The organism is Agromyces sp. GXQ0307, assembly GCF_044769845.1.
GTDB lineage: Bacteria > Actinomycetota > Actinomycetes > Actinomycetales > Microbacteriaceae > Agromyces.
This window is the reverse complement of the sequence record NZ_JBIZVY010000002.1, coordinates 775934-802872: the sequence shown is the minus strand read 5'-3', so window position 1 is coordinate 802872 and position 26939 is coordinate 775934. Positions and strand designations below refer to the sequence as shown.

Genomic DNA, 26939 nt, shown 5'->3' with positions numbered 1-26939 from the left:
CCGGCGCGGGAGGCCCCATGAACTCGGCATCGCCCCAGACCCACCGGACCATCGCCCTCGTGGGCGCTTCGGGTTCGGGCAAGACCACACTCGCGGAGGCGCTCCTGCATCGCGCCGGCGCGATCCCGCGAGCGGGATCCGTCGAGCAGGGCAACACCGTCTGCGACCACGAGCCCGAGGAGATCGCCCGGCACACGAGCCTCGGGCTCTCGCTGGCCCATCTCGACTGGACCGGGCCCGACGGAACGCCGTATACGGTGACGCTGGCCGACACCCCGGGCCATCCGGACTTCGTCGGCGCCGTCGACGCGGCACTGTCGGTGGCGGATGTCGCGCTCATCACGGTGAGCGCGGTGGACGGCGTCGTCGCCGGGACCCGCTCGGCATGGGATGCGGCCGCCGCCGCGGGCGTGCCGCGCGTCGTGGTGGTCACGCAGGAGGACAAGGCGCGGGCCGACTTCCGACGAGTCCTCGCCGAGCTGCGCGCCGAGTTCGGCGAGCACCTGTGGGCGCTCGAACTGCCGATCGGCGAGGAAGCGGCGTTCCGTGCGATCGCGGACGTGCTGAGCGAGGAGGCGCACGTCTACGACGGCGACGGCACGCACCACGATGAGCCGCTCCCGCCGGAGGCGGAGGCCGAGGAGCACGCGATGCACGTCGAGGTGACGGAGGACATCGTGTCGCACGACGACGCGCAGCTCGAGGCGTACCTCGACGGCGACGAGCCGTCGGCCGAGGAACTCGAGCGGACGTTCGCACGCGAGGTCGCCGCGGGGGAGGCCGTGCCGGTGCTGGTGTGCTCGGGGGTGAACGCCACGGGCGTCGACCGGGTCGCGGACCTCGTCTGCGAACTCACGCCCGCCGCGACCGAACGCGACGGGCGCATCCTCGTCGGCGAGGGGTCCGGGGGCTCGGAGCTGAAGGTCGCGCCGAACGAGGCCGGCGACACGCTCGTGCACGTCTTCCGAACGGTCGCCGACCCGTTCGTCGGCCAGGTGTCGATGCTCAAGGTGCTGTCGGGCACGCTGCGGACCGGTGACAAGCTGCGGAACGCGACGACCGGCGCGGACGAGCGGATCCACGGGCTGTTCCGGTTGCGCGGTGCCGAGCACGTGACCGCGGGGACGCTCGCCGCCGGCGATGTCGGCGCGGTTGCGAAGCTCACCGGGTCGCCGTCCGGGTCGCTGCTGTGGTCGCGACCGACCGGCACCGCCCGACCCGCGCCGACCCCGCCGCGCCCACCCGTGTACGCGGTCGCGCTCGAACCGGCGTCGCAGTCGGATGACGAGAAGCTGCCCGTCGCCCTCGCGCGACTCACTGCCGAGGACCCGACGCTCGTGGTCGACCGGGCGGGGGAGCACACGGTGCTCCGCGGGCTCGGCGACACGCACGTCGCGGTCGCGGTCGAGCGCCTCGCGCGCATCTTCGGCGTGAAGGTCGCGACGAGCCCCGCGCCGGTCGCCTACCGCGAGACGATCGCGGGCTCGGCGTCGGTCGAGGGCAAGCTCAAGAAGCAGTCGGGCGGGCACGGCCAGTTCGCGGTCGTGCAGCTCACGGTCTCGCCGCTCCCGCCCGGGAGCGACTTCGAGTTCGTCGACTCGGTCACCGGCGGTGCGGTGCCGCGCCAGTACATCACGGCGGTCGAGAAGGGCGCCCGGGATGCGCTCGCCTCGGGCGGGCCGCAGGGCCACCCCGTCGTCGACGTGCGCGTGGAGCTCACCGACGGCAAGACGCACTCGGTCGACTCGTCGGACATGGCGTTCCGCACGGCCGCCTCGATCGGCGTGAAGGCGGCGCTCGCCGAGGCCGGCACGGTGCTGCTCGAGCCCGTGTCGAGCGTGACCGTCACGGTGCCGAACGACCTTCAGGGCGCGGTGCTCACCGACCTGTCGGGGCGTCGAGGTCGCGTCAGCGCCACCGAGGCGGCGCCCGACGGCCGGGCGCGGGTCGTCGCACACGTGCCCGAGTCGGAGCTCACGCGGTACGTGCTCGACCTGCGTTCGATCACCGCCGGGCAGGCGGAGCTCACGATCACGCCCGATCACTACGCGAAGGCGCCGAGCGCGGCGCGGGCGTGAGTTCGGGCGCGTTGGAGTGCGCTTTCTGCGGTGGAGCGCGCTTCCGAACCGCGCTCCACCGCAGAGATCGCACTCCGATGGCGGGCACGCGCCGCGGCGCCCCGGTCAGTAGCCGCCGGCGGCGAGGTGCCGGGCCGCACGCGCGAGCACGTCGGCGACGGATGCCGGGTCCTCGCGCACCGCGCCCACGGTGACCCGCACGAAGTCGCCCTGGGGGCCGCGGGATGCGCCGGCGACCGACGACCCGTTCGCCGCCGCGAGGAACGGCGTCCCGCCCGCCACCCGGATCCCGGCCGCGGCGAGCTGCACGAGCGTCGACCGCTCCGACACCACCGGCATCCAGAGGTTGATCCCGTCCGCGTGCATCACCGGCACGCCCCGCTCGCGCAGCGCGTCCCCGAGCGCACGCTGGCGCGTGTAGTACGCGCGGCGCGCCTCGGCGACGGCGTCGATGGCCGCGCCATCCGTCAGCAGGTCGAGCAGGATCGACTGCAGCATGCGCGACGTCCAGCCCGGGCCGAGCATGCGTCGCGCCATGATCCGGCCGACGAGGTCGCGCGGTCCGCCGACGGCGGCGATGCGCAGGTCGGGGCCGTGCGACTTCGAGAAGCTCCGCACGTGCACGACGCGGTCGGGCAGGTGCGTGCCGAGCGTGACGTCGCCCTCGGTCGAGATGAGGCCCGAGTGGTCGTCCTCGACGACGACGAGGTCGAGCCCGTGCTCGTCGACGGCCGAGCGGATGGCGCCAGCCAGCGCCGCAGCGCGTGACGGCGTCATGGACGCCCCCGTCGGGTTCTGGGCCCGAGGCTGCAGCAGGATGGCGCTGGGTCGGCGCCGGAGCGCCGCGGCGAGCGCGTCGGGCGACATCCCCTGTTCGTCGATCGCGACCGGTACGGCCTCGGCGCCGAGCAGGTCGAGGAGGTCGAGGAACGGCGGGAAGCCGGGGTGCTCGACGATCACGCGGTCGCCGAACTTCACCACCTGCTCCAGCGTGCGCGAGATCGCATCGAGTGCGCCGTCGACGACGACGATCGACTCGGCCTCGCTCGGCCACGAGTCGCGCAGCACCGCGGCGAGCGCAGGCAGCACCGGCTCGGCCTGGTAGCTGCCGACATCGGCCCGCGCCGACACGCGCGAGAGCGCGGGCCCGAGCGGCGGCAGCAGCAGCGGATCGGGCGTTCCTCGCGAGAGGTCCAGCCGGACCGGGTCGTCGGGCGCCGCCATCCCCCGCATCCGCACGGCGGGGCCGGCCGCGGCATCCCGTCGCACGAAGCTGCCGGCGCGACCGCGCGACTCGATGAGCCCGGCACGGGCCAGCGCCTGCCAGGCCTGGCTGATGGTCGCGGGGCTCACGCCGAGCGTCGCCGCGAGCTCGCGCACCGTGGGCAGGCGCACGCCCGCCTCGAGATCGCCGCTGTTCACCAGTCGCGCCAGGTCGGCCGCGATGCCCCGCGGAGTCGTGTCGGCGAACGGCGCCAACGCGGTCAGCTCGGAGACATCCACTCGAATACCTGATCGCACCATTGCCTCCTCACGAAGCAAGGGACAGGATGTTTAACCACCACGTCACAGAGTGAAACACAAGGGAAATGTTCAAGCCGAAGAATAACAGAACGGGTCGGAGGCCCGATCTGGCAAGCCCCGCCGGCCCCCAGCCGGCGTCGATTCTCGGCACCACTGCTCGGCGTCCCCGCGCGCACGGCAGGCACTAGCGAACCAGCACCGGCTCGCGCACCGCGCCTGTCCTGTCGCCGGCAACGACGCCGACCGACACAGGAGGCACCATGACGATCGTTCGAGCGGCCATCACCCAGACCAAGTGGACGGGTGACAAGGAGTCGATGCTCGACAAGCACGAGCAGTTCGCGCGCGACGCCAAGGAGCAGGGCGCCCAGGTGATCTGCTTCCAGGAGCTGTTCTACGGCCCGTACTTCGGTATCACGGAGGACGTCAAGTACTACGACTTCGCCGAACCGGCCGACGGCCCAATCGTGCAGCGCTTCGCGGCGCTCGCGAAGGAACTCGAGATGGTCATGGTCCTGCCGATCTACGAGGAGGAGCAGCCCGGCGTCTACTACAACACCGCGGTCGTCGTCGACGCCGACGGCACGATCCTCGGCTCGTACCGCAAGCACCACATCCCGAACCTCGACAAGTTCTGGGAGAAGTTCTACTTCCGCCCCGGCAACCTCGGGTATCCGGTGTTCAACACCGCGGTCGGCCCGATCGGCGTGTACATCTGCTACGACCGGCACTTCCCCGAGGGATGGCGCGAGCTCGGCCTGAACGGCGCCCAGATCGTGTTCAACCCCAACGCGACCAAGCCCGGCCTCTCCAACCGGCTCTGGGAGATCGAGCAGCCCGCCGCGGCGGCGGCGAACGGCTACTTCATCGGCGCCGCGAACCGCGTGGGCCTCGAGGACAACGAATACGGCGACCTCGCCGTGAACTTCTACGGCAAGAGCCAGTTCGTCGACCCGCAGGGCAACATCGTCGGCGACTACGGCTCGGAGACCGACGAAGAGGTCGTCGTCCGCGACCTCGACATGGACATGATCCGCAATGTCCGCAACGCGTGGCAGTTCTACCGCGACCGCCGGCCCGACTCGTACACGTCCATCCCCAAGCCGTAACCCGACCGGTGGTCGAGTAGCGCGAAGCGCGTATCGAGACCGAGGGAGATCTCGATACGGGCCTTCGGTCCTACTCGATCAGCGAAGGAAGGAGTTCCCACATGGCCACCACCCTCATCTCCGGCGGCACCGTCGTCAGCGCCACCGGCCGCGCCGCGGCCGACGTGCTCGTCGACGGCGAGAAGATCGTCGCCGTCCTGCAGCCCGGCAGCGAACTGCTGGGCACGGATGTCGCGGCATCCGTCGACCGCGTCGTCGACGCCACCGGCAAGTACGTCATCCCCGGCGGCATCGACGCCCACACCCACATGCAGTTGCCGTTCGGCGGCACCGAGGCGTCCGACACCTTCGAGTCGGGAACGATCGCGGCCGCGCACGGCGGCACGACCTCGATCATCGACTTCGCCGTGCAGACCTACGGGCAGCGCATCGAAGACGGATTGGCCGCCTGGCACGAGAAGGCCGGCGGCAACTGCGCGATCGACTACGGCTTCCACCAGATCGTCGGCGACGTCAACGAGGCCTCCCTCGAGGCCATGAAGAAGCTGCCCGACGAGGGCATCACGAGCTTCAAGATGTTCATGGCCTACCCGGGCGTCTTCTACTCCGACGACGCGCAGATCCTGAAGGCCATGCAGGTCTCGCGCGACACCGGCATGCTCACGATGATGCACGCCGAGAACGGGCCGGCGATCGACGTGCTCGCGCAGCAGCTCGTCGACCAGGGGAAGACCGACCCGTACTACCACGGCATCGCCCGGGCCTGGGAGATGGAGGAGGAGGCGACGCACCGCGCGATCATGCTCGCGAAGCTCACGGGCGCGGCGCTCTACGTCGTGCACGTGTCGGCGAAGCAGGCGGTCGAGCAGCTCGCGTGGGCGCGCGACAAGGGCCAGAACGTCTACGGCGAGACCTGTCCGCAGTACCTGTACCTGTCGCTCGAGGACCAGCTCGGCGCGAAGAGCGACGAGTGGGGCGCGTTCGAGGGCGCGAAGTGGGTGTGCTCGACGCCGCTCCGCAGTCGCGCCGAGGGCCACCAGGACTCGATGTGGCAGGCGCTCCGCACGAACGACCTGCAGATGGTCTCGACCGACCACTGCCCGTTCTGCATGAAGGACCAGAAGGAGCTCGGCCTCGGCGACTTCCGGAAGATCCCGAACGGCATCGGCTCGATCGAGCACCGCATGGACCTCATGTACCAGGGCGTCGTGACCGGCGAGATCACGCTCGAGCGGTGGGTCGAGCTCACGTCGACCACGCCGGCGCGCATGTTCGGGCTGTACGGCACCAAGGGCGTCATCCAGCCCGGCGCCGACGCCGACCTCGTCGTCTACGACCCGAACGGGCACACCTCGATCGGCCTCGACAAGGTGCACCACATGAACATGGACTACTCGGCGTGGGAGGGCTACGAGATCGACGGCAAGGTCGACACGGTCATGAGTCGCGGCAAAGTCGTCGTCGAGGGCGACGCCTACGTCGGCGCCAAGGGCGACGGTCGCTACCTCAAGCGCGGCCTGAGCCAGTACCTGATCTGACCTGGTCTCGATACGCGCTTCGCGCTACTCGACCACCGAAAGGAAGAGCATGGAATTCGGAGCGGTCCTCCAGACCAACCCCCCGGCGTCGCGGACCATCCAGCTCGCGAAGCTCGCCGAGGTGCACGGCTTCAGCCACGTGTGGACGTTCGACTCGCACATCCTGTGGCAGGAGCCCTACGTCATCTACAGCCAGATCCTCGCGCAGACCCAGCGCATCAAGGTCGGCCCGTTCGTGACGAATCCCGCGACGCGCGACTGGACGGTCACGGCCTCCGTCTTCGCGACGCTCAACGAGATGTTCGGCAACCGCACGGTGTGCGGCATCGGCCGCGGCGACTCGGCGGTGCGCGTCACGAACGGCAAGCCGACGACCATGACCGAGCTCCGCGAGTCGATCCACGTGATCCGCGAGCTCGGCAACTCGCGCTCGGTCGAGTACCACGGCTCCGAGATCCGGTTCCCCTGGAGCCGGGGATCGGAGCTCGAGGTCTGGGTCGCCGCCTACGGCCCCATGGCGCTCCGCGTCGCGGGCGAGGTGGGCGACGGGTTCATCCTGCAGCTCGCCGACCTCGACATCGCCGAGTGGATGATCACGACCGTCCGGAACGCCGCCGAGAAGGTCGGCCGCGACCCGGCCTCGGTGAAGTTCTGCGTCGCCGCGCCCATGTACATCGGCGACGACCGGGCGCACATGCGCGACCAGTGCCGCTGGTTCGGCGGGATGGTGGGCAACCACGTCGCCGACATCGTCGCGAAGTACGGCGAGCACGGCACGGTGCCCGACGCGCTCACCGACTACATCCGCGGTCGTGAGGGCTACGACTACAACGAGCACGGGCGCGCGGGGAACACCCACACGGAGTTCGTGCCCGACGAGATCGTCGAGCGGTTCTGCGTGCTCGGCTCGGCCGACGAGCACATCGAGAAGCTGAAGGCGCTCGCCGAGCTCGGCGTCGACCAGTTCGCGGGCTACCTCCAGCACGACAACAAGGAGGAGACGCTGCGGGTCTACGGCGAGACGGTGATCCCGGCGCTCACCGAGCACCTCACGGCGAAGCGATGACGGGTTCCGCTGATCGAGTAGCGTCCGCCGCAGGCGGACGCGTATCGAGATCCCCACGTGGGGGTCTCGGTACGCGCGACGCTTCGCGCCGGGCCACTCGACCGACGGGGAATCGGTGGCGCGCCGTGGTCTGGGGCGTGGTCGGCGTCCTCGCGCTCGCCGCACTCTGGGAGCTGTACAAGCTCGTCGGCCCCGCCGACGGCTGGCTGGTCGGCGCGCAGGAGGGCGTCACCGGCAGCGGCATCCGCCTGCTCCCGCGCACGAGCGACCAGGCGATGCCGCACACCTGGGACATGGTCGCGCGGGTCATCGAACCCGTGACCCGCGCACAGGGCGCCCTGCCGCTCGGCGTCGTCGTGCTGCTCGCCGCGCTCACGAGCCTGGGGGTCGCGGCACTCGGATGGCTCGTGGGCGTCGTCGTCGGGTTCGCGCTCGCGCTCCTCATGCTCGGCTTCCGGATCGCCGAGCGCGCCGTGCTCCCGTTCGTGATCCTCAGCCAGACGGTGCCGCTCATCGCGCTCGCCCCGCTCATCCGCAACTGGGGCTCGCGCCTGGAGTTCGGCACGTTCTCGTGGGAGAGCTGGATGTCGGTCGTGATCATCGCGAGCTACCTCGCGTTCTTCCCGGTCGCCGTCGGCGCCCTGCGGGGCGTGCAATCGCCGGATGCCGCGCACCTCGACCTCATGCGGAGCTACGCGGCCGGATGGTGGACGACGCTGTTCCGCCTGCGGCTGCCCGCGAGCGTGCCCTTCCTCATCCCCGCACTGCGCCTCGCCGCCGCGAACGCCGTCGTCGGCACCGTGGTGGCCGAGATCTCGGTGGGCTTCACGGGCGGCATCGGCCGACTCATCCTCGAGACCGCGGTCGCCGCCTCGAGCGATCCCTCGAAGCCCTGGGCGCCGATCCTCGGCGCAGTGCTGCTCGGCCTCGTCGCCGCCGGCTTCGTGGCCCTCCTCGCCGCCTTCCTCAGCCCGTTCCGCCGACAGGAGACCGTCGCATGAGCAGCCCCTCCCCGAGCCTGTCCGCCCCCGAGCCGACGCCCGCGGCCGAGTCGACCCGCGCGGCGACCGCCGTCGCCGACACGACCACCGAGGCCGTCGTCGCCCGCGGCGTCGAGCGCGTCTTCGCCGGGGCGAAGGGCGCGGAGGTCACCGCACTCACGGGCATCCAGCTCACGGTGCACGCCGGCGAGTTCGTCTCGCTCATCGGCCCGTCGGGCTGCGGCAAGTCGACGCTGCTCCGCCTCATCGCCGACCTCGACGAGCCCACCGCGGGCGAGATCCGGGTCTTCGGCAAGACCGCGAAGCAGGCCCGCATCGACCAGTCGTACGGCATCGCCTTCCAGCAGGCCGGACTCCTGCCCTGGCGCACGGTCGCCGCGAACATCGAGCTGCCGCTGCAACTGCACGGGGCGGATGCCGCGACGCGCCGCGCACGCGTCGCCGAGCTGCTCGACCTCGTCGGCCTCGCCGACTTCGCGAAGCACTACCCCGACCAGCTCTCGGGCGGCATGCAGCAGCGTGTCGCGATCGCCCGGTCCCTGGCCGAGCAACCGCGACTGCTGCTCATGGACGAGCCGTTCGGCGCGCTCGACGAGATGACGCGTGAGCGCATGCAGACGGAACTCCTCCGCATCCGCGCCGAGACCGGCGCCGCGGTCGTGTTCGTGACGCACTCCATCCCCGAGGCCGTCTACCTCTCCGACCGGGTCGTCGTGATGTCGCCGCGGCCCGGCCGGATCACCGACGAGATCGACGTGCGCCTCGGCGACGCCGCCGACCGCGGCGAGGACCTCCGCGAGGACGCCGCGTTCTTCGCCGGCGTGACCGCGGTGCGCGAGGCGCTCCACGGGTCGGAGGCCGCGCCCGCCGCAGGCGCGGCGAGGGGGGTGGACGTGCGATGACGAGCGCAGCGCCCGAGCGCGTCGAAACCCCGCCGACGCCCGCGGCGGACCCCTCGATCGCGATGCCCGGGCTCGCGGCATCCGCTGCCCCGCGCCGCCGTCGCGCGGCCGGCGACGGCCCGCTCGCCCGCTTCGCCAAGCTCGTCCTGCCGCCGCTCGCGCTGTTCGTCGTGCTCCTGCTGCTCGCCGAGATCGTCGTGGTCGCCGCCGGCATCCCGCCGTTCGTGCTCGCGAGTCCCTCCGCGATCTTCGACCAGCTCGTGCAGTACGCCCCGCAGGTGCTCGCCGCAACCCTCGCGACCGGGCTGAACGCGCTCATCGGCCTCGTGATCGGCGCGGTCATCGGCGTGCTGCTCGCGGTCGCGGCATCCGTGGCCCGACCCGTCGACGGCATGCTGGCGCCCGTGGTCGCCGCGGTCGCCGTCGTGCCCATCGTCGCCCTCGCGCCCGTGTTCTACACGATGTTCGGCTCGACGTCCGAGGTCGCGCGGATCCTCATCGCCTCGATCGCCGCGTTCGTACCGATCTTCCTCAACACGCTCCGCGGCCTCCGGCAGGTGCGGCCCGTGCACCGCGACCTGATGCGCTCGTACGCCGCGACGCCGTCGCAGCTGACGCGGCTCGTCACGATCCCGTCGGCGCTGCCCCACTTCTTCACGGGCCTGCGCATCGCCTCGTCGCTCGCCGTGATCTCGGCGCTCGTCGCCGAGTACTTCGGCGGCCCGCGCCAGGGGCTCGGCTCGGCCATCACGACCGCCGCCGCGTCGAGCGCGTACGCGCGCGCGTGGGCGTTCGTGATCGGCGCGATCCTGCTCGGGCTCGCCTTCTTCGTCCTCACCAGCCTGATCGAGAGGATCGCCTCCCGCCACCAATGACCCGCCCCCGGCCCGAACCCGGGACCCGTCCAGACCCGCCGGCCGACGCCGTCCGGCCCCAGCCACCGGCACCGCCGGTCGGATCCCGCACCACGAGCACCACCACCACGAGAGGAATGCACATGAAGCGCAACCGGATCCTCGCGGGCGCGGCGGCAGCAGCCGCGACCGCGCTCGTGCTCGCCGGCTGCTCCGCAGGGGGCAGCGACTCCGGCGACGACGGCGGCGACACCGCCGACGGAGAGCTCACGCCGGTGACCCTGCAGCTGCAGTGGCTCACGCAGGCCCAGTTCGGCGGCTACTACCTGGCCGAGGCGAACGGGTACTGGGAGGAGCTCGGCCTCGACGTCGAGATCATCCCGGGCGCGGTCGACATCGTCCCGCAGGACGTGCTGGCCGCCGGCGACGTCGACTTCGCGATCGCGTGGGTGCCGAAGGCGCTCGCGTCGATCGAGGCCGGAGCGAACATCACGAACATCGCGCAGATCTTCGAACGCAGCGGCACGCTGCAGGTCGCGTGGGCCGACAGCGGCATCGAGGGGCCGGAGGACCTCTCGGACAAGCAGATCGGCAGCTGGGGCTTCGGCAACGAGTGGGAGCTCTTCGCCGGCCTCACCGAGGTCGACGCGTCGGGCTACACGATCGTGCAGCAGAACTTCGACATGAACGCGCTGCTCAACAAGGAGATCGACGCCGCCCAGGCGATGACCTACAACGAGTACGCGCAGCTGCTCGAGGCCGTGAACCCCGAGACGGGCGAGCTCTACCAGCCGGAGGACTTCTCGGTCATCGACTGGAACGAGGTCGGCACGGCCATGCTCCAGGACGCGATCTGGGCGAACTCCGACCGCCTCGCGGACGACCCCGAGTACGCCGAGACCGCGGTCAAGCTCATCCAGGGCGCCATCCTCGGCTGGATCGACCAGCGCGACGACCCGCAGGCGGCGGCCGACGCGGTCACCGCCGCCGGGTCGACGCTCGGCACGAGCCACCAGCTCTGGATGGCGAACGAGATCAACAAGCTGATCTGGCCGTCGACGAACGGGATCGGCCACATCAACGAGGACCAGTGGGACGCCACCGTCGAGATGGCCCTCATGACCAAGAACCAGGACGGCGCGCAGGTCATCACGACCGACCCGCCGGAGGGTTCGTACACCAACGAGTACGTCGACGAGGCCATCGCGAACCTCGAGGCCGACGGCGTCGACGTGCTGGGCGAGTCGTACGAGCCCATCGAGGTCACCCTCACCGAGGGCGGCAACTAGTGACACCCCCGGTGGTCGAGTAGGCGCGCAGCGCCGTATCGAGACCCGCGTCTCGGTACGGGCCTGACGGTCCTACTCGACCACCGGAATCAAGAAAGGCGACGACGCTGATGACCGAGAACCTCACCGCCGACCTCGACGCGCTCGCGCGCGAGCTCGACGCCGAACACGTCTTCCACTCCTGGTCGGCGCAGGGCAGCCCGCCGCAGCTCGTCGTCGCGAGCGGACGCGGCACGAAGGTCTGGGACCACTCCGGGCGCGAGTACCTCGACTTCTCCAGCCAGCTCGTCAACGTCAACATCGGCCACCAGCACCCCGCGGTCGTCTCCGCGATCCGCGAGCAGGCCGAGCTCCTGGCCACGATCGGCCCGCCGACCGTCAACCTCGCTCGCGGCGAGGCCGCGAAGCGCATCACCGACCGCGCGCCCGACGGCATGAACAAGGTGTTCTTCACCAACGGCGGCGCCGACGCGAACGAGAACGCGATCCGGATGGCCCGGCTCCACACCGGTCGAGACAAGGTGCTGTCGACGTACCGGTCGTACCACGGCAACACGGGCGCCGCGATCGTGTCGACGGGGGACTGGCGTCGCATCCCGAACGAGTTCGCGCGCGGACACGTCCACTTCTTCGGGCCCTTCCTCTACCGCTCCGAGTTCTGGGCGACGACGCCCGAGGAGGAGTCGGAGCGGGCCCTGCGGCACCTGCGCCGCGTGATCGAGGCCGAGGGCCCGGCGTCCATCGCCGCGGTGCTGCTCGAGACCGTGCCCGGCACCGCCGGCGTCCTCGTGCCGCCGCCCGGCTACCTCGCCGGCGTCCGCGAGCTCTGCGATCGGCACGGCATCCTGCTGATCCTCGACGAGGTCATGTGCGGCTTCGGCCGCACCGGTCGCTGGTTCGCGTTCGACGGCTACGACGTGAAGCCCGACCTCATCAGCTTCGCGAAGGGCGTGAACTCGGGCTACGTGCCCGTGGGCGGCGTCGTCATCTCCGACGAGATCGCCGCCGACTTCGACGAGCAGGTCTTCCCCGGTGGGCTCACCTACTCGGGTCACCCGCTCGCGATGGCCTCGATCGTCGGCGCGCTCGACGCCATGGAGTCCGAGGGCATCGTCGACCACGCGCGCCGTGTCGGCGCCGAGGCGATCGCGCCCGCGCTCACCGAGCTGGCCGAGAAGCACGCCGTGATCGGCGAGGTGCGCGGCGAGGGCGTGTTCTGGGCGCTCGACCTCGTCGCCGACGCCGAGACGCGCGAGCCGCTGCCCGCGGCCGAGGTCGGCCGCATCAAGGGCGCGCTCATCGAGCGCGGCCTGCTCCCGTTCACGGCGGAGAACCGCATCCACGTCGTGCCCCCGTGCGTCGTCACGGCCGAGGAGGTCGAGCAGGCCACCGCGATCTACGACGAGGTGCTCGGCACCGTCGCCGTGTGAGACGGATGCCGCGGCGTCCGTCCGGGGCGACGCGGCATCCACCACCCTACGAACCACCCGGACACCTCGATTCGGAAGGAACGAGACCATGACCGACACCCAGACCGCCCCCAGCGCCGAGGGCACCGCGACCGCCGAGATGGTGGAGCACTGGATCGACGGCGCGCCCGCGTCGGGCGTCTCCGAGCGCAGCGGGCCCGTCTACAACCCTGCGCACGGCGTCGAGCAGCGCCGCGTGCGCTTCGCCTCGACCGAGGACGTGGATGTCGCGGTCGAGGCCGCCGCCCGCGCGTTCCCAGCATGGCGCGACGCCTCGATCGCGAAGCGGCAGCAGATCATGTTCCGCTTCCGCGAACTGCTCGCGTCGCGGACCGACGAGCTCGCCGCGATCCTCACGAGCGAGCACGGCAAGGTGACCGCCGACGCGCTCGGCGAGATCGCCCGCGGCCTCGAGGTCGTCGAGCTCGCGTGCGCGATGCCCGGGTACACGAAGGGCGAGTACTCCGAGAACGTCTCGACCGGCATCGACGTCTACTCGCTGCGCCAGCCGCTCGGCGTCGTGGGCATCATCAGCCCGTTCAACTTCCCGGCGATGGTGCCGCTGTGGTTCTTCCCGCTCGCGATCGCGACGGGCAACACGGTCGTCTTGAAGCCGTCGGAGAAGGACCCGTCGGCCTCGGTGTGGCTCGCGCGCCTCTTCCAGGAGGCGGGGCTGCCCGACGGCGTCTTCAACGTCGTGCACGGCGACAAGGTCGCGGTCGACGCGCTGCTCGAGCACCCGACCGTCCGCTCGATCTCCTTCGTCGGCTCGACGCCGATCGCGCGGTACATCTACGCGACGGCGACGGCGAACGGCAAGCGCGTGCAGGCGCTCGGCGGCGCGAAGAACCACATGCTGGTGCTGCCCGACGCCGACCTCGACCTCGCGGCCGACGCCGCCGTGAACGCCGGCTTCGGCTCGGCCGGCGAGCGCTGCATGGCGATCTCCGCCGTCGTCGCGGTCGACTCGATCGCCGACGAGCTGGTCGCGAAGATCAGCGAGCGGATGTCGCGGCTCGTCACCGGCGACGGCACCCGCGGGTGCGACATGGGACCGCTCATCACGCGCGAGCACCGCGACAAGGTCGCCGGGTACCTCGACGTGGCCGGTGAGGACGGGGCATCCGTCGTCGTCGACGGTCGCGACCCCGACGTGAACGGCGAACCCGACGGCTTCTGGATGGGGCCGACGCTCATCGACCACGTGCCGACGTCGTCGGCCGTGTACCGTGACGAGATCTTCGGCCCGGTGCTCTCGGTCGTGCGCGTCGACGGTTACGAGGACGGCGTCGAGCTGATCAACTCCTCGCGGTACGGCAACGGCACGGCGATCTTCACGAACGACGGCGGCGCCGCGCGGCGCTTCCAGCGCGAGGTGACGGTCGGGATGATCGGCATCAACGTGCCGATCCCCGTGCCCGTCGCGTACCACTCGTTCGGCGGCTGGAAGGAGTCGCTCTTCGGCGACGCGAAGGCCTACGGCCCGCGCGGCTTCGACTTCTTCACGCAGGAGAAGGCGATCACCAGCCGATGGCTCGATCCGAGTCACGGCGGGCTGAACCTGGGCTTCCCGCAGCACGACTGAGCGCGGGGGCCGCCCTCCGGGAGCGGCGTTCTATTCGAGTCCCGTTTCTGCGGTGGAGACCCGTTGGCCCGGGTACTCCACCGCAGAAACCGCACTCGATTGCGCGGGTACGCGCGCGCCGCTCAGCGGCGGCCGAAGCGGGCGATACGGGCCTGCGCATCGGGCGTCGCGAAGGCGGCGCCGATCGTGGATGCCTCGTCGTCGAGCGACGCCTGGAACGACCGGCCCCGGCCCGCGTGCACGAGCCGCTTCGCCTCGCCGAACGCGTGCGTCGCGCCGGTGAGCCATCCGTTCGCGATCTCGCGGGCCCGCGCGTCCAGTGCATCAGGGGCGACGACCTCGGCGACGAGGCCCCAGTCGAGGGCCTCTGCGGCCGACAGCGTGCGCGAGGTCAGCGTCAGCTCGAGCGCGCGACGCGTGCCGACGGCCTCCGGGAGCAGCGTGCTGACGCCGCAGTCCGGCGTGAGGCCGACGTCGCTGTAGCGACTCGCGAACGTCGCGCGCTCCGACGCCACGATCACGTCGGCCACGAGCATGAACCCGAGGCCGCCGCCGGCGACCGGGCCCTGCACGGCGGCGACGATCGGCTTCGTGCTCTCGCGGAGGACCCGGTGACCCTCGTGGATCCGGTCGGCGAGCTCGCGGATGAGCGCGGCGGGACCGCCCGCGGCGGACGGCTCGCTCGTCGCGGCGAGCCCCGACATGGCGACCACGTCGCCGCCGGCGCAGAACGCCCGCCCGGCCGCATCGAAAAGCACGGCGCCGATGTCGTCGCGCTCGGCGATCTCGTGCGCCAGGTGCTGCCACCGGGCGATGGCCTCGGGATCGACCGCGTTCAGTCGAGCCGGTCGGTTCAGCGTCAGGTGTGCGAGGCCGTCGCGCACGTCGAACAGGATCACGTCGTCGGGCATGCTCGGATGCTACCCCGGCGCCGGACGCGACCGGCGCGCGATCCGGGCGCCGCCTCCGGACCCGGTCAGTCGGTCGACGAGGCGGATGCCTCCGCCGGGGCGCCGGCGCCGCGCGACGGATGGTGGTACGACTGCTCGAGCCGTGCGGCCCGGTCGACGAGGACTTCGAGCACCGTCCGCACGGCGAGCCGCTCCGAGACATCCGGTCGCACCAGGGCGAAGATCTGGCGGACCGACGCGACGCCGCGGAGCGGCTTCAGCACGATCCCCTCGGGTACGGCGCCGGAGGTGTACCGCGGCACGAAGGCGATGCCGAGACCGGCCGCGATGAACGCCTCGACGATGCGCATGTCGCTGAAGCGCTGGCTCACCTCGACGCGTCGTCCCCCGGCCTGCTCGATCGCGTGCAGGATCCGCTCGAACGGGAAGCCCGGCGGGACGCCGAGCCAGGTCTCCTCGACGAGATCGGCCGGCGTGACGTGCGCGCGGCCGGCGAGCCGATGGTCGGCCGGCAGGCCGATGTCGAGCGGCTCGGTGAGGAGCGGGAGCGCGCGGAGGCCGCGGCCGCCCCACGGCAGCTCGCCGGGCATCGTGTGGGCGAGCACGATGTCGTACTCGTTGGTCAGGTCGGGGAACTCGGCGAGCTCGGGGTCGAGATCGGTCGCCCGCACGACGAGACCCGCGACCGACCTGAGGTCGGCGAGCACCTGGGGCAGGAGCGTCGCGCCGACCGTGGGGAAGGTGAGCAGGGTGACCTCGCCGCTCGGGTGATTGCGGAACTGGTCCCAGAGCGCGGAGGCGCGCTCGAGCGCGACCGCAACCTCGGTCGCGCTCCGGGCGAGCGCGTGTCCGGCGCTCGTCAGCACGACTCCCCGACCGCTGCGCTCGGTGAGGGGCATGCCGGCCTCGCGCTCGAGCACCTTGAGCTGCTGGGAGACCGCGGAGGGCGTGCGGCCGGTCGCCTCGGCGACGGCGGTCACGCTGCCGCGTTCGGCGAGTTCGCGAAGCAGGTCGAGGCGGCGTACGTCCATGTAGTGATGCTACATCATCAGTGTAGTTCTGTGAGATTGTGCTGAACGGTTCGAAGGTGCACAATAGTTCATGTCGGACACGTGCAAGGGCGCACCGAGTCGCCCGACATTCCAACGAACTCTCGAAAGGAACCGCCGTGTTCACCGTCTTCGCCATGCTCGCCGCCGCTTCGATCGCCGGCATCGTCAGCTCCTTCGTCGTCACCGCGCGCGACGGATACCGTCGCCAGCCGCGCGAGACCTTCGCGCGCACCGTCTAGGTCGCGCGTCGCGGAGCCGTCGCTGCTCCGAGCAGGGCCGCCGTGCGGGGGAGGGACACCCCGCAGGGCGGCCCTTCGCATGCCCCGCGACCGAGGGAGTGCGCCGGCGGCGCCGAGCCGTACGCCATCCGCGCCTCGTTCGCCGACCCCTCGACATCGCCTCGGCCCCGGCGATACCGTGACCGCACCGCCGGCACCCGGGCAGCGGCCCGCTGCGCCCCGGTGGCGAACCCGAGGAGCGAGCGGATGGCGACCACCCCGACACCGCCGGAAGCCGGCGAACCGACCCGGCCCGCCGACCCGGCCCTGCTCAGGACGTTCCTGCTCGGCCTCGCGGAGGGCCTGACCGCCTCGGACGAGACCACCGACCGCACCCGCGCCGAGGTGATCGCCATCGCGCACGCCTACGGCGAGGAGGACGTCGACGTCATCGTGCTGCCGACCATGGCGTTCGTGCAGACCGGGCGGGGCGAGACGGGTCGGATCTCGCTCACGTCGGTGCGGGCGACGTTCCGCTTCGACCAGATCGCGGCGATGGCCGCGCTCGTGCGCTCGGCACGGGAGGCCGAGATCGCGGCCGAGGACGGCATCCGCCGCCTGAACGAGATCGGGGCGATGCCGCCGTCGCGGCACTGGTTCATGCGGACGCTCGGCCATGCCCTCCTCGTCGCCGGCCTCGCGCTCCTCCTCGCCCCGAGCTGGCAGGCGGCCCTCGTCGGCTTCGGGCTCGGCGCGATCGTCGGCGTCGCGAAGCTCACCCGATCCCGGACCCTCGGGCAGATCCTGCCGGTCGCCGCGGCATTCGTCTGCGGACTGATCGTCTTCCTGCTCGCGCCGGTCGTCGCGATCGGCGACCCGCTCCGTGTGCTCATCGCCCCGCTCGCGACCTTCCTCCCGGGAGCGATGCTCACGACGGGGGTCCGAGAGCTGGCCGCCGGGCAGATGGTCGCCGGCACGTCGCGGCTCGGCGCCGGAATCGTCCAGCTGTCGCTGCTCGCCCTCGGGATCCTGGCGGCGGGCACCGTCGCCGGGATCGGCGCGGACGAGTACGTCCCGCGCGAGGTGCAGCAGACGCTGCCGTGGTGGGTCGCGGGGGTCGGGCTCGTGCTCTACGGGTTCGGCGTGTACCTCCACTTCGCGTCGCCCGGCAGGACCTACGGGTGGGTGCTCCTGGCGCTCGTCGTGGCGTACGCCGCCCAGCAGCTCGGCGCCCTCCTGCTGGGACCGTCGATCAGCGGGTTCGTCGGGGCGATCGCGGTCACGCCGCTCGTGCTCTGGATCGAGGACCTCGGCCGAGGCGCCGTGCCGTCGCAGCTCACGTTCATGCCCGCCTTCTGGGTGCTCGTGCCCGGCGCCGCCAGCCTCGTCGGCGTGACCGAGGGTGCCGTCGAGGAGTCCGCGGGCGTCGACGACGTCTCGGCGGCCTTCGTCGCGGTGATGTCGATCGCGCTCGGCGTGTTCATCGGATCCGCCCTCTACCGGTTCCTCCGGCGGAGTGCCACCGAGCTCGCCGACTTCCACGTCGACCTGCCCGCGGTGCTCGGCGCGCCGGAGGGCTCCGTGATCTCGCGCCTCGCGGACGTGTCGCCGACGACCCGTCGCCGGCGCGAGGCGGCGCGCCGGCGCGGCGCGGAGGACACCGGCGAGCCGGACGACTGACGGCGGGATCGGCGCGCGCATCGCACCCGATCGCGCGTCGCGGCCGCCGACGGCCGACGCCGCGTCGTACCGTGAGCCCAGGGTCGCGCGCGATGCGAGGGGGACGGATGCCGGACATCGACGATCGCGCCGTCCTGCGCCGGTTCCTGCTGGGCCTCGCCGAGGGCATGAACGCCGCGGGCGAGGCGGTCGACCGCATCGGCGAGACGATGGACGCCGTCGCCCGCGCCTACGGGCGCGACGACACCGACTTCATCGTGCTGCCGACCGTGATCCTCGTGCAGGTCGGGGGCGCGGAGGAGAGCCGGGTCGCGATCCGCTCGGTGCGTGCCAACTTCCGCTTCGACCAGATCGCGGCCCTGTACCGACTCGTCGAGGAGGCCCGTCGGGGCTCGATCGCGCCGGCCGACGGCATCCGTCGCCTGAACGAGATCGGCGCCATGCACCCGAGGCACGGATGGCTCGTCCGCACGCTCGGGCACGCGATCCTGACGACGGGGCTCGCCCTCCTGCTCGCACCCACCCTCGAGGGCGCCATCGTCGCCTTCGGGCTCGGAGCGCTCATCGGGCTCGCCAAGCTCGTCAGGTCGCCGACCCTGCAACTCGTGTTCCCCGTGTTCGCGGCGTTCGCGTGCGCCCTCGTCGTGTTCCTCCTCGCGCCGCACGTCGAGATCGGCGATCCCGTCCGGCTGCTCATCGCGCCGCTGGCCACCTTCCTCCCGGGCGGGGCGCTCACCACCGGCACCATGGAACTCGCTGCGGGGCAGATGATCGCGGGCGCCACCCGACTGGTGTTCGGCATGGTCCAACTTGCCCTGCTCTCCTTCGGGATCCTCGCCGCGGGCACCGTGGTCGGAGTCTCCGACGCGACCTACGAGCCGCTCGACCCGTCATCGCCGCCGGCCTGGTGGGTCGCGCCGCTCGGGGTGCTGCTCTTCGCGATCGGCAACTACGTGCACTTCTCCGCTCCACCGTCGACGTTCGGCTGGGTGCTCCTCGCTATCGCCGTCGCCTACGGCGGGCAGGTCGCCGGCGCGGCACTCGTCGGGGCCACCGTGAGCGGGTTCATCGGCGCGGTCGCGATGACCCCGGTGGTGCTGTGGATCGCGAGCCTGCGGCGGGGCGCCCCCTCGCAGCTGACGTTCCTCCCGGCCTTCTGGATCCTGGTGCCGGGCGCGGCGGGGCTCGCCGGCCTCACCGAGGCGGTCGGCACCGCAGCCGGGCTCGAGGACTTCGCGACGGCCCTCACCGCGGTCATGTCCATCGCGCTCGGCGTCCTCATCGGAACGGCGTTCTACCGGGTCGTCCATCACGGGGCCGAGGAGCTCGCGCAGTTCCACGTCGACATGCCCGCCGCCCTGCAGGAGGAGGACGCACCCCTCTGGGCTCGCCTGGTGCCGGGCACGCCGCGCTCGTTCTGGGGCGGCCGGCGGCGTCGCGGCGCGGCATCCGTCGAGGGTGCAGGGGGCGAACCCGGAACATCCGCACGTTCCTCTCAGGCGGTGGAGACTTAGAGTATTCGGGTGACTTCCCGGAATCCCCAGTCCGCCGAGGCCCGCCGACAGCTCATCGAGCACATCTCGAACGAGGCGGTGTTCCACGGCGACTTCACGCTGACGAGCGGCAAGAAGGCGTCGTACTACGTCGACCTCCGCAAGGTGAGCCTCGACCATCGCGTCGCGCCGCTCATCGGCCAGGTCATGCTCGACCTCATCGCCGACGTCCCGGACGTCGTCGCCGTCGGCGGCATGACGATGGGCGCCGACCCCATCGCGACCGCGGTGCTGCACCAGGGCGCCGCGCGCGGGCTCGCCTACGACGCCTTCGTCGTGCGCAAGGAGCCGAAGGACCACGGCCGCGGCAAGCAGGTCGAGGGGCCGGATGTCACGGGCAAGCGCGTCATCGTGCTCGAGGACACCTCGACGACGGGCGGATCGCCGCTGAAGGCGATCGAGGCGCTCCGGGCGGTCGGTGCCGAGATCGCGGCGGTCGCAGTGGTCGTCGACCGCGACACCGGCGCGCGCGAGGTCATCGAAGCCGCGGGGGTCCCCTACCTCGCGGCCATCGGCTTGAAGGATCTGGGATTGTCATGAACGAACGCGACGGGCGCTACGACGCGAACGGATTCGACGACGACACCGACTGGCTCATGAGCCAGCTCGGCAGCGGCCGTCGACCCGATCTCGAGGGCCGTCAGGCCCCGCAGCCGCCCGTCGCCCCCGCGGCCGAGGCGCCGCGCGCGGAGCCGGCGCCGCCGACGCGGCCCCGCCGTCGCAGCGAGGAGTCGCTCGACTGGTTCTCGGTCGCGGAACCCGCCGCGTCCGATGACGCGGCGACGCGGGCGCTCCCCGTGGTGGGAGAGCCGATCGAACCGACCGCGTCGGGGAGGGTGGACGCGCCGCCCGTCTGGAACGAGCCGGCCTCGAACCCGCCGGCGTGGAACCAGCCCGCGTGGAACCCTCCGGCGTGGACCGACCCGGTCGCGGAGCGGCCGCACATCGTCGAACCGCCGGTCGACGACCGGTTGACGTCGGTCGAGCCGCCGGTCGGCGGCATCGTTCCGCCCGCGTTCGCGCGGCAGCCCGAGCCGCCGCAGGCTCCGCCCGGGCCGGTCACCCCGCCCGCGAACTTCGCGCTGACCTGGGGTGAGGCGCCGGAGCGTCAGTCGCTCGACACCGAGGAGGGGCTGCGGGCCGCCTTCCGGCAACTCGCGGACCCGTCGAACACTCCGCCCCGCAGCCACGAACCCGAGGTCCGGCCGGCGCCGGAAGCGGCGCAGGCCGAGGTCGGATCGCCGTTCGAGGGATTCACTCCGCCGGCGGTCGCCCGCCGATCGTTCACCCCGGTGACGCCGACGCCGGGCTCGCACGACGACTTCGCGGACGAGCTGTGGTCGGCGCTGCACGAGGACGAGCCGCCGGCCGGGGCCGAGCAGGGTCCCGACGGGTACGACCGGGGTGCGTACGGCGCCCGGCCGGCGTTCGACGAACCCGATGCGTTCGATGACCGCGGCGCGTACGCCGAGCAGCGCGCGTACGCCGAGCAGGGCGCATACGACCGTTCGGCCGCGCACGACGAGTCGCGCTACGACCAGTCGGGCTACGACCGGACCGGCTACGACCAGTCGGCCTACGACCAGCCGGGCTACGACCAGTCGGGTTACGACCGGTCGGGTTACGACCAGTCGGGTCACGAGCGGCCGGTGCACGATCAGGGTTGGGTGGATGGCGCCGGCCACGGCGACCTCGTCGGTCCGCCTGTGGGGACGGGCCTGGGCGACCACGGGCCCGACGGCGACGTCCGAGACTTCTCCGCGCGCGGCGGCTCGTACGACGGCGACGACGCCCGACGCGGCGACGGCGGGGGATACGGCGACGGACTCGATGCGCAGGGCTATGACTGGGAGGGCTACGACCAGGACGGCTACGACCGCGACGGGTACGACCGGCAGGGGTACACGCGGCCCGAAGGCTTCGGCCCCGACGCCTACGCCGACACCGGCGACTACAGCGCCGACCGGTTCGGCACGCACGACGAGGCGGCGGCGCACGGCGACGGCTACGACCTGCGCGAGCTGTGGCGTGAGAACGACGACGACGGGCAGGCGAACGGCGCCTGGTCCGACGAGTCGAACGACTGGCGGGCGGAGGTCGGGCAGTCGACGGCCGATGCGTCGGACGACGTCCGCTGGTACGCCGACGATCTCGCAGACCGGCGTCGCACCCCCGAATCCGACCGCCCGACCGGCGAGGAGCGGCCGGAGCCCGACCCGTGGAGCGCCGACGACTCGCCGCGGGCGCGGGAGTTCGCTCAGGCGGGCTACCTCTGGAACCTCACCCCGGATCCCGAGGGCCGCGACCCGAAGGTCCCCGTCGAGGAGACGGGCGAGGAGCCGACGCCCGGTCCGCGCCGCGGAGCCGGAACCCCCGCAGTGGCCGACGCGCAGGACGACGACCCGTTCGGCCTCGGCGCCGCCGGCGATCGGGTCGACGACCGGGGGGAGTACGACGAACCCCCCGCGTTCGACGACCGCCCGGCCGATGTCGACCCCCCCGCATTCGATGACCCCTGGGCCACCGACCGCGTGGACGAGCGCACGACCGCGCGCCCCGAGCGCGGCCGCCCCGAGTCGGACGGTGCCGGCGACGACGGTCTCGCCGCGCTGTTCGGCGGTGCCGGGTTCGGCGCGACCGGCCCGATGTCGGTGGTCGACGCCGCCGAGCAGTTCCCGCCGGGCCGCCCGCCGGTGCGCGGGGCCGGCCAGGGGTACGAGTCTCCCGCAGCCGACCCGTTCGGCACCGCCGGTCCCGGCGGGTGGGACGACGCGCACGGTGCCGCCCGGGCGACGGCGTCGCGACCCGGCGGCGACGATCGGGGCGGAACCCGCACGACGTCGGTCACGCGAACCGACGACGATGGGAACGGCCGATCGCCGGTCACGATCCTGACGTGGGTGGCCGGGGGCCTCGCGCTCGTGGTGCTCATCGTCGCCGTCGTGGCCTTCGGCACACGGTTCCTCGCTCCGAGCGACGCCGGCACGGCCGCACCCGTCGCGACGGAGGAGCCCGTCGAGGCCCCGACCGCGCCCCAACCCGCGGGCGTGCATTCGTGGCAGGCGCTGTTCGGCACCGAGTGCCTCGAACCGTTCGAGTCCGCCTGGGCCGACGAGTTCACGGTGGTCGACTGCGCGAGCCCGCACACGGCGCAGCTCGCGTACCGCGGCACGTTCGCGGGCGACGAGGCCGCCGAGTTCCCGGGCGAGGAGGCGCTCGCCGCGCAGTCGCAGGAGCTCTGCGCCGCCGAGGGCGTCATCGATCCGGCCGCGGCCGGAGGCGTCGGCGAACTGCAGATGCTGACGGCGTTCCCGGTGACCGCCGAACAGTGGGCGGCAGGGCAGCGCAGCTACTACTGCTTCGTCGAGCATGTGAGCGGCGAGCCGCTGACGGCGAGCCTCGCCGGTCCCGGACCCGCCGCCCCGTGAGCCGCCTCGTCGTCCTCGGGTCGGTGAACGTCGACGCGACGAGCTACGTCGACGAGTTCCCCGCACCCGGAGAGACGATCCACTCGCACGACTATCGGGTCTCGCTCGGCGGCAAGGGCTCGAACCAGGCGATCGCCGCCCATCTGAGCGGGGCCGACGTGACGTTCGTCGCGCGGCTCGGCGACGACCCCGCGGCCGAGGTCGCGCGCGCCGCGTTCGCTCGCTTCGCGCTTCCGGCCGACGGGATCGCGACCGTCTCGGGCACCCCGACCGGCGTCGCGCAGATCACCGTGGCCGCGACGGGCGAGAACACCATCGTCGTCACGGCCGGCGCGAACGCCTCGGTCGGGCCGGAGGTCGTCGCCGCGGAAGCCCAGCGCATCGAGGCCGCCGACGTCGTGCTCACGCAGGGCGAACTCCCCGTGGCCACCATCGACGCGCTCGCCCGCGCGTGCAACGCGGCCGCCACGCGATTCGTGCTGAACCTCGCGCCCCCGGTCGGCGTGTCCGCGCACGCGATGGCGGTCGCGGACCCGCTCGTGGTCAACGTCCACGAGGCGCGTGCGGTCGCCATCGGCGCCTCGCTGACCGACGACGCCGAGGTCGACGCATGGCGGGACGCCGCGGCATCCGTCGTGCTCGGCGGCCTCGCCCGCTCGGTGGTCGTGACGCTCGGCGCGCGCGGTGCGGTCGCCGCGGACGCCGCCGGCGCATGGGCCGTCCCGGCGCCCGAGGTCGACCCGGTCGACACGACGGGCGCGGGGGATGCCGCGACCGGCACCCTGGCCGCGATGCTCGCCGAGGGTCGCACCCTCTCCGACGCGGTTCGCGCCGCGGTGGCCGCGGGCGCGATCGCGGTGGGCTCGCGCGGCACCGTGGACTCGTACGCCGGGCGTGCCGAGGTGCTCGCGCTCGCCGACCGGATGGACCACCGATGACCGTTCCCGTGATCGTCGACTGCGACCCCGGGCACGACGACGTCTTCGCCCTCTGGTTCGCCGCGGGCCATCCGTCGCTCGAGCTGCTCGCCGTGACCACGGTCGGCGGCAACGTCCCGCTCGAGCACACCAGCCGGAACGCGCGCGTCGCCCTCGCGGTCGCCGGCGTCGTCGACGTCCCGGTCGCGGCCGGCGCTCGCGGCCCGCTCGCCCGCGAACTCTCGACGGCCGAGTGGATCCACGGTGAGAACGGCCTCGGCGGCCCCGAGCTGCCCGATCCCGACGTCGGACCAGTGCCCGTGCCGCTCGACCCCCGCAGCGCGACCGAGCTCATCGCCGACACGCTCGTCGCGGCATCCGAACCGGTCGCGATCATCGCGACCGGACCCATCACGAACGTCGCCGTCCTCCTCCGCGACCGCCCCGACCTCGCGCCGCTGGTCAGGGAGGTCGTCTGGATGGGCGGCTCGACCGAGCGCGGCAACGCGACGCCGTATGCCGAGTTCAACGCCTGGGTCGACCCGGAGGCGCTCGACCTCGTGCTGCAGAGCGGCATCCGCTTCACCATGGTCGGACTGAACGTCACGCATCGCGCCCTCGTGACCGGTCGCGTGCGCCGGCGCCTCGCCGCGATCGGCACCCGCACCGCGGCCTTCGGCGACGAACTGCTCGAGTTCTTCTGCAGGACCAACGACGAGGTGTTCGGCATGCCCGACGGGCCGCTGCACGACCCGGTCGCGGTCGCCGTGCTCGCCGACCCCGGCTCGGTCGAGGTCGTGCGCACGCGGCTCGACGTCGAACTGACCGGGTCGGAGACCGTCGGGGCGACGAGCGTCGACCTCGACGGCATGCTCGCCCGCGAGCCGAACGCGTTCGTCGCGGTCGGGCTCGACGTCGAGCGGTTCTGGGCGGATGTCGAGGCCGCCGTGGCACGGTTGGCCTGAGGGGGCGCGGATGGACTGGACGTTCTGGGTCGCCGGCATCGTGATCGTCGGTCTCGTGATCGTGACGCAGGTCTTCTTCCACGAGAGCCGGTGGTCGCGCCGGCCGCGCGAGGAGGAGCCGATCGACGCCGATCCGACCGGCGAGGACGCCCCCGACGGCGCCTCGGGTGCTCCGTCGGGCGAGGAGGGCGAGGACGATCGCTCCCGCTGACCGTGACCCGGCGGACTACGCTCGACGGGTGAACTCCCGCGACGACGCGACCCGATCCGCCCGAGCGCAGCTCGCCGCGCTCGCCGCGGACGAGGGGCTGCGCGACCTGTGGCGCGCGGCGCGTCCGCCGGTCGATCCCGAGGCCGCCCGTGCCGCTGCCGTGCTCATCCTGTTCGGCGTCCTCGACGGCCTGCCGAGCGATCACGAGGCTCAGGCCGGGGCCGTCTCGCGAGACCTCGACGTGCTGCTGCTCGCGCGCGCCGACACGCTGCGCTCGCACGCCGGCCAGGTCGCGTTCCCGGGCGGTCGCGTCGAACCCGGCGACGCCGACCTCGTCTCGGCCGCACTCCGCGAGGCGCGGGAGGAGACCGGGCTCGACCCCGCGGGCGTCGACGTGCTCGGCGAGCTCGACCCCATTCCGCTCGCGTACTCCCGCCACCTCGTGACGCCGGTGCTCGGCTGGTGGTCGCAGCCGTCGCCGGTGCGCGCGGTCGACGTGGCCGAATCGTCGGCCGTGTTCCGGACCCCGGTGGCCGACCTCCTCGACCCCGCGAATCGGCGGACGACCGTGCTGCGCCGCGACGGCGACGAGTGGCGCGGACCGGGGTTCCTCGTCACGTCGGGCGGAGCCGACCGCCTGGTCTGGGGGTTCACGGCGATGGTGCTCGACGCGATGTTCGAGGCGCTCGCCTGGACCGAGCCGTGGGATCGGACGCGCGAGATCGACGTCGACTGAGCGGCGGCGGGCCGACGGCGGCCGGACTCCGGCCGCTCCGTCGCCGTGGGCTTACAGGTCGCTCTCGACGGGCTCGCGCTCGACGAGCTCGAACACGCCGTCGAGGATCTCGTCGGGCCGGAACGGGTACTTCTCGATCTCGCGCTGGTCGCTGATCCCCGTGAGCACGAGCACCGTGTGCAGGCCGGCCTCGATGCCGGCCACGATGTCGGTGTCCATGCGGTCGCCGATCATCGCGGTGTGCTCCGAGTGCGCGCCGATCGTGTTCAGCGCCGACCGGAACATCATCGGGTTCGGCTTGCCGACGACGTACGGCTCCTTGCCGGTCGCCTTCGTGATGAGGGCGGCGATCGCCCCGGTCGCGGGCAACGGCCCGTCGGCGCTCGGCCCCGTGGCATCCGGGTTGGTCACGATGAACCGGGCGCCCGCGCCGATCAGCCGGATCGCCTTCGTGATCGCGTCGAACGAGTAGTTGCGCGTCTCGCCGACCACCACGAAGTCGGGATCGGTCTCGGTCATGATGAAGCCGGCCTCGTGCAGCGCGGTCAGGATGCCGGCCTCGCCGATCACGAACGCCGACCCGCCGGGCACCTGCTGCCTGAGGAAGTCGGCGGTCGCGAGCGCCGAGGTCCAGATGCGCTCCTCGGGCACGTTCAGGCCCGACGAGCGGAGCCTCGCCGACAGGTCGCGGGCCGTGAAGATCGAGTTGTTGGTGAGCACGAGGTAGGGCGTGCCCGCATCCTCCCACTGCTGCAGCAGGTCGGCCGCCCCGGGCAGGGCGTGGTTCTCGTGCACGAGCACGCCGTCCATGTCGGTGAGCCAGGCCTCGACCTCTTCGCGCTTCGCCATGGGC

General features: G+C 72.3%; 23 protein-coding genes. 19 read left to right on the top strand and 4 right to left on the bottom strand.

Translation table 11 applies throughout. The features are described from left to right. Positions 1-17: 17 nt before the first annotated feature. A complete protein-coding gene (locus ACIQH8_RS09035; protein WP_400997353.1) occupies positions 18-2078 on the top strand; it encodes an elongation factor G in 2061 nt (686 codons plus the stop codon). A gap of 105 nt (positions 2079-2183) precedes the next feature. Here the strand turns inward: ACIQH8_RS09035 and ACIQH8_RS09030 are convergent, their stop codons facing one another. Beyond that, positions 2184-3581 (bottom strand): PLP-dependent aminotransferase family protein, encoded by a 1398-nt coding sequence (locus tag ACIQH8_RS09030; RefSeq protein WP_400997350.1) that lies wholly within the window; start codon positions 3579-3581, stop codon positions 2184-2186. Positions 3582-3862: 281 nt separating this feature from the next. Between ACIQH8_RS09030 and ACIQH8_RS09025 the strand changes: the two genes are divergently transcribed. From ACIQH8_RS09025 to ACIQH8_RS08985, 9 genes are all read left to right on the top strand, one after another. Next, on the top strand, positions 3863-4711 hold the full coding sequence (locus ACIQH8_RS09025) for a nitrilase-related carbon-nitrogen hydrolase (RefSeq protein WP_400997348.1): 849 nt from the start codon (positions 3863-3865) through the stop codon (positions 4709-4711). A 101-nt stretch (positions 4712-4812) separates the two neighbouring features. Continuing rightward, the gene (gene hydA, locus ACIQH8_RS09020) at positions 4813-6249 is read left to right on the top strand and encodes a dihydropyrimidinase (RefSeq protein ID WP_400997346.1); all 1437 of its coding nucleotides are present in this window, start codon (positions 4813-4815) and stop codon (positions 6247-6249) included. Between the two features lie 49 nt (positions 6250-6298). Then, entirely contained in the window at positions 6299-7315 is a 1017-nt protein-coding gene (locus ACIQH8_RS09015) for a TIGR03842 family LLM class F420-dependent oxidoreductase (protein ID WP_400997344.1), read from the top strand. Positions 7316-7440: 125 nt separating this feature from the next. Then, positions 7441-8316, top strand: a complete 876-nt coding sequence (locus ACIQH8_RS09010; protein WP_400997342.1) for an ABC transporter permease — start codon at positions 7441-7443, stop codon at positions 8314-8316. Next, positions 8313-9218: an ABC transporter ATP-binding protein gene (locus tag ACIQH8_RS09005; RefSeq protein ID WP_400997339.1), complete on the top strand. Its 906-nt coding sequence runs from the start codon at positions 8313-8315 to the stop codon at positions 9216-9218. The genes ACIQH8_RS09010 and ACIQH8_RS09005 overlap by 4 nt, the downstream gene beginning before the upstream one ends. After that, positions 9215-10093, top strand: coding sequence for an ABC transporter permease (locus tag ACIQH8_RS09000; RefSeq protein WP_400997336.1), 879 nt, complete (start codon positions 9215-9217; stop codon positions 10091-10093). Before ACIQH8_RS09005 ends, ACIQH8_RS09000 begins: the two co-directional genes overlap by 4 nt. A 122-nt stretch (positions 10094-10215) precedes the next feature. Next, complete coding sequence (locus tag ACIQH8_RS08995) at positions 10216-11361, top strand: ABC transporter substrate-binding protein (RefSeq protein ID WP_400997334.1); 1146 nt, start codon at positions 10216-10218, stop codon at positions 11359-11361. Between the two features lie 110 nt (positions 11362-11471). Then, positions 11472-12791: an aspartate aminotransferase family protein gene (locus tag ACIQH8_RS08990; RefSeq protein WP_400997332.1), complete on the top strand. Its 1320-nt coding sequence runs from the start codon at positions 11472-11474 to the stop codon at positions 12789-12791. An 88-nt stretch (positions 12792-12879) separates the two neighbouring features. After that, complete coding sequence (locus ACIQH8_RS08985; protein WP_400997330.1) at positions 12880-14415, top strand: CoA-acylating methylmalonate-semialdehyde dehydrogenase; 1536 nt, start codon at positions 12880-12882, stop codon at positions 14413-14415. A 122-nt stretch (positions 14416-14537) separates the two neighbouring features. Here ACIQH8_RS08985 and ACIQH8_RS08980 read toward each other — a convergent pair whose 3' ends face one another. Together ACIQH8_RS08980 and ACIQH8_RS08975 are read right to left on the bottom strand one after the other, a co-directional pair. Beyond that, positions 14538-15326, bottom strand: a complete 789-nt coding sequence (locus tag ACIQH8_RS08980) for an enoyl-CoA hydratase/isomerase family protein (RefSeq protein ID WP_400997328.1) — start codon at positions 15324-15326, stop codon at positions 14538-14540. Positions 15327-15391: 65 nt separating this feature from the next. After that, positions 15392-16357 carry a LysR family transcriptional regulator gene (locus ACIQH8_RS08975; RefSeq protein WP_400997325.1) on the bottom strand — a complete coding sequence of 322 codons (966 nt, stop codon included), beginning with the start codon at positions 16355-16357 and terminating at the stop codon, positions 15392-15394. 137 nt (positions 16358-16494) lie between these two features. On the opposite strand from ACIQH8_RS08975, the gene ACIQH8_RS08970 reads away from it, so the two are divergent. The 9 genes from ACIQH8_RS08970 (at position 16495) to ACIQH8_RS08930 (ending at position 26086) form a co-directional block, all read left to right on the top strand. Continuing rightward, positions 16495-16617, top strand: coding sequence for a hypothetical protein (locus tag ACIQH8_RS08970; RefSeq protein ID WP_268865787.1), 123 nt, complete (start codon positions 16495-16497; stop codon positions 16615-16617). 246 nt (positions 16618-16863) lie between these two features. Then, the gene (locus ACIQH8_RS08965; protein WP_400997323.1) at positions 16864-18276 is read left to right on the top strand and encodes a threonine/serine exporter ThrE family protein; all 1413 of its coding nucleotides are present in this window, start codon (positions 16864-16866) and stop codon (positions 18274-18276) included. A gap of 107 nt (positions 18277-18383) precedes the next feature. Beyond that, positions 18384-19790: a threonine/serine exporter ThrE family protein gene (locus ACIQH8_RS08960; protein ID WP_400997321.1), complete on the top strand. Its 1407-nt coding sequence runs from the start codon at positions 18384-18386 to the stop codon at positions 19788-19790. Positions 19791-19799: 9 nt separating this feature from the next. Next, on the top strand, positions 19800-20369 hold the full coding sequence (gene pyrE / locus ACIQH8_RS08955; protein WP_400997319.1) for an orotate phosphoribosyltransferase: 570 nt from the start codon (positions 19800-19802) through the stop codon (positions 20367-20369). After that, the gene (locus ACIQH8_RS08950; RefSeq protein ID WP_400997317.1) at positions 20366-23257 is read left to right on the top strand and encodes a septum formation family protein; all 2892 of its coding nucleotides are present in this window, start codon (positions 20366-20368) and stop codon (positions 23255-23257) included. Before pyrE ends, ACIQH8_RS08950 begins: the two co-directional genes overlap by 4 nt. Next, entirely contained in the window at positions 23254-24195 is a 942-nt protein-coding gene (locus ACIQH8_RS08945; RefSeq protein ID WP_400997315.1) for a ribokinase, read from the top strand. The genes ACIQH8_RS08950 and ACIQH8_RS08945 overlap by 4 nt, the downstream gene beginning before the upstream one ends. Continuing rightward, entirely contained in the window at positions 24192-25139 is a 948-nt protein-coding gene (locus tag ACIQH8_RS08940; RefSeq protein ID WP_400997313.1) for a nucleoside hydrolase, read from the top strand. The genes ACIQH8_RS08945 and ACIQH8_RS08940 overlap by 4 nt, the downstream gene beginning before the upstream one ends. A gap of 10 nt (positions 25140-25149) precedes the next feature. Then, positions 25150-25350, top strand: a complete 201-nt coding sequence (locus ACIQH8_RS08935) for a hypothetical protein (RefSeq protein WP_400997311.1) — start codon at positions 25150-25152, stop codon at positions 25348-25350. 28 nt (positions 25351-25378) lie between these two features. After that, positions 25379-26086 carry an NUDIX hydrolase gene (locus ACIQH8_RS08930; RefSeq protein ID WP_400997308.1) on the top strand — a complete coding sequence of 236 codons (708 nt, stop codon included), beginning with the start codon at positions 25379-25381 and terminating at the stop codon, positions 26084-26086. A gap of 51 nt (positions 26087-26137) precedes the next feature. On the opposite strand, the gene ACIQH8_RS08925 is transcribed toward ACIQH8_RS08930, so the two are convergent. Further along, a complete protein-coding gene (locus ACIQH8_RS08925; protein WP_400997306.1) occupies positions 26138-26935 on the bottom strand; it encodes an HAD-IIA family hydrolase in 798 nt (265 codons plus the stop codon). Positions 26936-26939: the final 4 nt, after the last annotated feature.

Excerpts from the sequence above, each read along its gene's own strand:
- ACIQH8_RS09035 (WP_400997353.1), top strand. The coding sequence starts at position 18 with ATGAACTCGGCATCGCCCCAGACCCACCGGACCATCGCCCTCGTGGGC.
- ACIQH8_RS09025 (WP_400997348.1), top strand. The coding sequence starts at position 3,863 with ATGACGATCGTTCGAGCGGCCATCACCCAGACCAAGTGGACGGGTGAC.
- hydA (WP_400997346.1), top strand. The coding sequence starts at position 4,813 with ATGGCCACCACCCTCATCTCCGGCGGCACCGTCGTCAGCGCCACCGGC.
- ACIQH8_RS09015 (WP_400997344.1), top strand. The coding sequence starts at position 6,299 with ATGGAATTCGGAGCGGTCCTCCAGACCAACCCCCCGGCGTCGCGGACC.
- ACIQH8_RS09005 (WP_400997339.1), top strand. The coding sequence starts at position 8,313 with ATGAGCAGCCCCTCCCCGAGCCTGTCCGCCCCCGAGCCGACGCCCGCG.
- ACIQH8_RS09000 (WP_400997336.1), top strand. The coding sequence starts at position 9,215 with ATGACGAGCGCAGCGCCCGAGCGCGTCGAAACCCCGCCGACGCCCGCG.
- ACIQH8_RS08995 (WP_400997334.1), top strand. The coding sequence starts at position 10,216 with ATGAAGCGCAACCGGATCCTCGCGGGCGCGGCGGCAGCAGCCGCGACC.
- ACIQH8_RS08990 (WP_400997332.1), top strand. The coding sequence starts at position 11,472 with ATGACCGAGAACCTCACCGCCGACCTCGACGCGCTCGCGCGCGAGCTC.
- ACIQH8_RS08985 (WP_400997330.1), top strand. The coding sequence starts at position 12,880 with ATGACCGACACCCAGACCGCCCCCAGCGCCGAGGGCACCGCGACCGCC.
- ACIQH8_RS08980 (WP_400997328.1), bottom strand. The coding sequence starts at position 15,326 with ATGCCCGACGACGTGATCCTGTTCGACGTGCGCGACGGCCTCGCACAC.
- ACIQH8_RS08975 (WP_400997325.1), bottom strand. The coding sequence starts at position 16,357 with ATGGACGTACGCCGCCTCGACCTGCTTCGCGAACTCGCCGAACGCGGC.
- ACIQH8_RS08965 (WP_400997323.1), top strand. The coding sequence starts at position 16,864 with ATGGCGACCACCCCGACACCGCCGGAAGCCGGCGAACCGACCCGGCCC.
- ACIQH8_RS08960 (WP_400997321.1), top strand. The coding sequence starts at position 18,384 with ATGCCGGACATCGACGATCGCGCCGTCCTGCGCCGGTTCCTGCTGGGC.
- ACIQH8_RS08950 (WP_400997317.1), top strand. The coding sequence starts at position 20,366 with ATGAACGAACGCGACGGGCGCTACGACGCGAACGGATTCGACGACGAC.
- ACIQH8_RS08940 (WP_400997313.1), top strand. The coding sequence starts at position 24,192 with ATGACCGTTCCCGTGATCGTCGACTGCGACCCCGGGCACGACGACGTC.
- ACIQH8_RS08935 (WP_400997311.1), top strand. The coding sequence starts at position 25,150 with ATGGACTGGACGTTCTGGGTCGCCGGCATCGTGATCGTCGGTCTCGTG.
- ACIQH8_RS08925 (WP_400997306.1), bottom strand. The coding sequence starts at position 26,935 with ATGGCGAAGCGCGAAGAGGTCGAGGCCTGGCTCACCGACATGGACGGC.